The following is a 5,150-nucleotide window of genomic DNA, read 5'->3' as shown; positions in this document are numbered from 1 at the left end:
GACGATGCGCTGCGGCTCGTCGCGATGGAAGACGGCGATGGCGTAGGCCCCGTGCAGGCGCCGGGTGGCGGCCTTGACCGCGGCCAGCAGGTCGCCGTCGTAGAGCTGGTCAACGAGGTGGCAGATGACCTCGGTGTCGGTCTGACTCAGGAAGACGTAGCCCTTGGCCTGCAGCTCGCGGCGCAGCTCTTCGTGGTTTTCGATGATGCCGTTGTGCACCAGGGCCACGCGGCCCGGCTTGGCGGTGGCGGCGTCGGCACCCGGGCCGTGCGAGAAGTGCGGGTGGGCGTTGTGCACCGCCGGCGCGCCGTGCGTGGCCCAACGGGTGTGCGCGATGCCCAGGTTGCTGTGGATGCCGTCAGAGTCGGCTTGCGCCTGCAGCTCGGCCACGCGCTGGGTGGAGCGGCTGCGGCGCAGCGCGCCGTCTTGCAAAACGGCCACGCCGCAGGAGTCGTAGCCGCGGTACTCCAGGCGCTTGAGGCCTTCGACCAGGACCGGGGTGATGTTGCGTGCGCCGATGGCGCCAACGATGCCGCACATGAGGGGGACTCCCGCTGTTGGTGGTGGTGATGCAGCGCGGATGCTAGGGCAATCAATGCGGAATGTTCTTGCGAAATTAGGTTGAATTTGAATGAATCATCACAGCGTGACAAAATGACGATATAAAAATCAATCGTTAGACTGAAAATGAAAGATTCCACCATGCCTGGCGATGCATCCCCTCAACTGGATGCCCACGACTGGCGGATCTTGTCGTTGTTGCAGGTCGACGCCAGCCTGTCCAACCAGGCCCTGGCCGAAGCAGTGAACCTGTCGCCCGCCACCTGCCATCGGCGCGTGCAACGGCTCACCCAGGCCGGGGTGATCGAAAAACGCGTGGCCATCCTGTCACCCACCAAGCTGGCCGCCTGGACGGGCTGGGGCCTGAGTGCCCTGGTGGAAGTGAGCCTGGACGTGCAGACCCACGAGGCGCTGGATGCATTCGAGGCCCGCGCGGTGGACGAGCCCAGCGTGCAGCAATGCTGGCGGGTCTCGCCCGGACCGGACTTCGTGCTGGTGATCCAGGTCGCCGACATGCCCGCCTACCAGGACGTGGCGCGACGCCTGTTCAACGAGGACGCAAGGGTGCGCAATGTGCGCGCCTTTTTCGGCGTGAAACGGGCGAAATTCGGCACCGCCGTGCCCTTGCCGGGTGCGCCCGGCACTGCAGCGGGCGCAGCAAGCCGCTGATGATCAGTCTGCGGCTTTGGGCTCGGCCATGCGCTCGGCAGCGGGTCGGGCGCTGAGCAGCAGGGACTCGGACCTCAGCTCGATGCTGGGCCCATCCAGGGGATGCATGTTGGGGAAGACGCTGGCCAGCGGACGCGCCACAGCGCCGCTCAGCGGGTCGGCAGACACATTGCCTTGCGCACCGATCTGCTTGACGAGGGCGGCGTCCATGGCAGGAGCAGAAGTCCCCGAGCGGGTGAAGTACCAGGCAAAGCCCAGCACGATCAACAACAAGGCGATGAAGGTGCCCAGCATGACCTGGTTGGGCTCGGGCGCGAACGCCGACTCCTGGGCCATCAGGCCAGGGACGGCGCCATCCGGCGCAGCAGGGGCCATGGCACCCCCCTCACCGGGCGCCGCCTCGTCATCGTCGCCTCCAACCGGCTTTTGCCACCCTTGACCGGGTGCCAGGCTGGCGTCGTAGTCACGGCGCAGCATCGGATCGATCAGGGTTTCGTACGCCGCGTTCAACCCCATCATCTCTTCCTGGGCGGCATCGGCCGCAGCGCCAGGCGCCGGCGGGTGTGCCTGCAGGCGGTTGGCCAGCGCTCGGTAAGCAGCCCGGATGACCTCGGGCGGGGCATCCTGGGTGACCTTCAGTCGTTCGTAGTGATTCACGGCGTGCGGCTCGGGACCGGTTCGATGGATGCCGAATGTTAACGGCAGGCGTCCCACCAACTGAAGGGGCAATGACCCGGCCCTGCCCCTCAGGGAATCAAGGGCGTTGTTTTTGTGGCCGCTGCCAGCCCGGCAGCGACACCTGTTTGGCCCGCGCCACGGTCAGCGAGCCCGCAGGCGCGTCCTTGCTGATGGTGCTGCCGCCGCCGATCGTGGCGCCCGCGCCCAGGGTCACGGGTGCGATCAGCACGCAGTTCGAGCCCACGTGCACGTCGGCCTCGATGACGGTGCGGTGCTTGTTGGCGCCGTCGTAGTTGGCGGTGATGGCGCCGGCGCCATAGTTCACTCGCTCGCCCACGGTGGCGTCGCCCAGGTAGGCCAGGTGGTTGGCCTTGGCGCCCTTGGCCATCGTGCTGTTCTTGACCTCGACGAAGTTGCCGATGTGCACCTCGGGGCCCAGTTGGGCGCCAGGGCGCAGGCGGGCGAAGTGCCCGATCAGCGAGCCTGCGCCCACGGTGGCGCCGTCCTTGTCGCCATCGATGTGAGTGAACGGGTGGATGACCGCGCCGGCTTCGATGCGCGCATTGCGGATGAAGCAGTTGGCGCCGATCTGCACCTCGTCGCCGAGCGTGACGCTGCCCTCGAAGACGCAGTTGACGTCGATGTCGACGTCGCGGCCTGCCTGCAGGCTGCCGCGCAGGTCGAAACGCGCCGGGTCGGCCAGGCGCACGCCCTGCTCCATCAGGCGCTCGGCCTGGGCGCGCTGGTGACGGCGCTCGAGCTCGGCCAGCTGCGCCGGGCTGTTGACGCCCAGCACCTCGACCTCGTCCTGGGGCTGGGCTGCCACCACGCTCACGCCTTCGGCCTGGGCCATGGCCACGACGTCGGTCAGGTAGTACTCGCCTTGGGCGTTGTTGTTGGTCAGGCCAGCCAGCCAGCGCTTGAGGTGCGAGGTGGGCGCGGCCATCATGCCGGTGTAGACCTCGCGGATGGCGCGCTGCTCAGGCGAAGCGTCCTTGTGCTCGACGATGGCCAGAACGCGCTCACCAGAAGCGTCACGCACGATGCGGCCGTAGCCGGTGGGGTCGGCCAGCTCGATGGTCAGCAGGGCCAGCTTGCCGCCAGCACAGGCATCGACCAGGGCCTGCGCGGTGCTGGCCCGGATCAGCGGCGTGTCGCCATTGAGGATCAGGGTGATGCCATCGTCGGGCAGCACGGGCACGGCCTGCTGCACGGCGTGGCCGGTGCCCAGTTGCGGCTCCTGGCGCACGAAGCTCAAAGGCGCCTGCGGGAAGGCCGCGCTCATCGCGGGCTCGACCAGCTCGGCACCATGGCCGGTGACGACGATCTGCTGCGCGGCCTGCAGGGTGGCCGTGGTGCCGATGACATGAGCCAGCATGGGCCGGCCAGCCAGCTTGTGCAGCACCTTCGGGCGCGCAGACTTCATGCGGGTGCCTTTGCCCGCGGCCATGATGACGATGGAAAGCGACATGGGGGTCCTGCTTGAATGGATGAGGCTGAATGGGGATGGGTGCTGCGCCAGCGCGGGGTCAGCGGCGGGCATCAGGCAGCGGCACGCTCACGACGCGCCGGCCCCTGGGTGGTTGCGGGAAGCCGTCCAGCGCGGCTTCGAAAACGTAGGGGAGCACCGACTCGTCCAGTGAACCCACGCGGTCGTGAGCGGCCTGGGTTTCGTACAGCACCCTGCCATCGCGACGATCACGGATGAGCAGGCGCAACTCCAGCGTGACCCAGGGCGGCTCCAGCGCCAGCGAGAAGCTCAGGCCCGATCCACCGCTGCCCCACCAGCCGCCCACGCCAGGGCGCCAGAAGTGGGGGTGCGCGGGCCCGAGGTGGCCGGGGTGCATGCCGTAGGGAGCCAACAGCGGGTCGTAGCGTGTGCGGGGTTCGGTGCGCACGCTGGCGTCGATCTGCACGGTGTAGTCGGCCTGTTCAGGCTGTTCGACGCGGTGAAAGCCCCGCTTGAGCAAGGCCGGCTCGGCGGCGGACTCCAGTCGGGACTGATCGGCGGCCTGCACCGCTTGCGAGGGCAGGCGCTCGAAGGCGTAAGCGCCGGGCTTGCTCGCCTCGGGCCAGGGGCCGTAGGCAGACACCTGGCTGACCACGTGGGTGGCCGCGCAACCGGTCAGCAAGGTGACCAGGCTCAACAGGGCCATCAACAGGGCCAGCAGCCCGAGGCGGCCCAGGTGGTGGCGCCTCAACAAGGCGCCAGGCAGTTGAGCGCGACCGCCGTGCACCTCAGTCCGCCTTGCGCAGCTTGAGGCTGGCCAGCGAGATGCTGGCTTCACCGGGCAGGCCGTTGCCTGCGGGTTTGTCGCCACAAGACTCGTCTTCGTCCTCGTCGAAGGCGATGTCGCCGCCTTTGACCGGCGCGCCGGTGGCCTTGATGGTGGTGAAGGGGTAGAGGTTCTTGTCCATCATGTGCGAGGGCACGATGTTGGCCAGCGCGGTGAACATGTTGTCGACGCGGCCGGGGAACTTCTCGTCCCACTCGTTGATCATCTCGCGCATCTGCTGGCGCTGCAGGCCTTCCTGGCTGCCGCACAGGTTGCACGGGATGATGGGGAACTCGCGGTGCTCGGCGTACCTGGCGAGGTCCTTCTCGCGGCAGTAGGCCAGCGGACGGATGACCACGTGCTCGCCGTTGTCGGTCACCAGCTTCGGGGGCATGCCCTTGAGCTTGGAGCCGAAGAACATGTTCATGAACATCGTCTGCAGGATGTCGTCGCGGTGGTGGCCCAGGGCGATCTTGGTGCAGCCCAGCTCGGTGGCCACGCGGTAGAGGATGCCGCGGCGCAGGCGCGAGCACAGGCTGCAGGTGGTCTTGCCCTCGGGCACCACGCGCTTGACCACGCTGTAGGTGTCCTGCTCTTCGATTCGGAAGGGCACGCCCACTTTGGTCAGGTACTCGGGCAGCACGTGTTCGGGAAAGCCGGGCTGCTTCTGGTCGAGGTTGACGGCGACGATCTCGAAGTGGATGGGAGCCCGCTTTTGCAGGTTCATCAGGATGTCGAGCAAGGAGTAGCTGTCCTTGCCACCCGACATGCACACCATGACCTTGTCGCCGTCTTCGATCATGTTGAAGTCGGTGATGGCCTCGCCCACCTCGCGGTGCAGGCGCTTGCTGAGCTTGTTCATCTCGAAGGCGTGGCGCTTGGCGGCCTTGTCGGCTGCGGCCTCGGCTTGCGATTGCTCGGCGCGCTCGGCGGCGGCCACGGCGGCTTCGGCCACGGGCAGGCCCG

6 protein-coding genes are annotated in these 5,150 nt (G+C 67.6%); 1 reads left to right on the top strand and 5 read right to left on the bottom strand.

Translation table 11 applies throughout. The features are described 5' to 3' along the window. Positions 1 to 540 (bottom strand): class II glutamine amidotransferase (locus tag B2W70_RS12820; RefSeq protein WP_286746214.1); only part of this gene is annotated, 540 nt, incomplete at its 3' end. 147 nt (positions 541 to 687) lie between these two features. Here B2W70_RS12820 and B2W70_RS12815 point away from each other — a divergent pair. Then, entirely contained in the window at positions 688 to 1,230 is a 543-nt protein-coding gene (locus B2W70_RS12815; protein WP_286746212.1) for an Lrp/AsnC family transcriptional regulator, read from the top strand. 3 nt (positions 1,231 to 1,233) lie between these two features. Here B2W70_RS12815 and B2W70_RS12810 read toward each other — a convergent pair whose 3' ends face one another. From B2W70_RS12810 to ttcA, 4 genes are all read right to left on the bottom strand, one after another. Beyond that, positions 1,234 to 1,887 carry a J domain-containing protein gene (locus B2W70_RS12810; RefSeq protein WP_286746210.1) on the bottom strand — a complete coding sequence of 218 codons (654 nt, stop codon included), beginning with the start codon at positions 1,885 to 1,887 and terminating at the stop codon, positions 1,234 to 1,236. A 97-nt stretch (positions 1,888 to 1,984) separates the two neighbouring features. Next, complete coding sequence (glmU, locus tag B2W70_RS12805) at positions 1,985 to 3,379, bottom strand: bifunctional UDP-N-acetylglucosamine diphosphorylase/glucosamine-1-phosphate N-acetyltransferase GlmU (RefSeq protein ID WP_286746208.1); 1,395 nt, start codon at positions 3,377 to 3,379, stop codon at positions 1,985 to 1,987. A 58-nt stretch (positions 3,380 to 3,437) separates the two neighbouring features. Then, positions 3,438 to 4,145: a DUF4136 domain-containing protein gene (locus B2W70_RS12800; protein WP_286746206.1), complete on the bottom strand. Its 708-nt coding sequence runs from the start codon at positions 4,143 to 4,145 to the stop codon at positions 3,438 to 3,440. A 1-nt stretch (position 4,146) separates the two neighbouring features. Beyond that, the gene (ttcA, locus tag B2W70_RS12795) at positions 4,147 to 5,145 is read right to left on the bottom strand and encodes a tRNA 2-thiocytidine(32) synthetase TtcA (RefSeq protein WP_414631066.1); all 999 of its coding nucleotides are present in this window, start codon (positions 5,143 to 5,145) and stop codon (positions 4,147 to 4,149) included. Between the last annotated feature and the right edge of the window lie 5 nt (positions 5,146 to 5,150).

Source organism: Aquabacterium sp. UBA2148, from assembly GCF_002328915.1.
GTDB lineage: Bacteria > Pseudomonadota > Gammaproteobacteria > Burkholderiales > Burkholderiaceae_C > Aquabacterium > Aquabacterium parvum.
The sequence above is the reverse complement of the archived record's forward strand: the minus strand, read 5'-3'. Positions and strand labels throughout refer to the sequence as shown.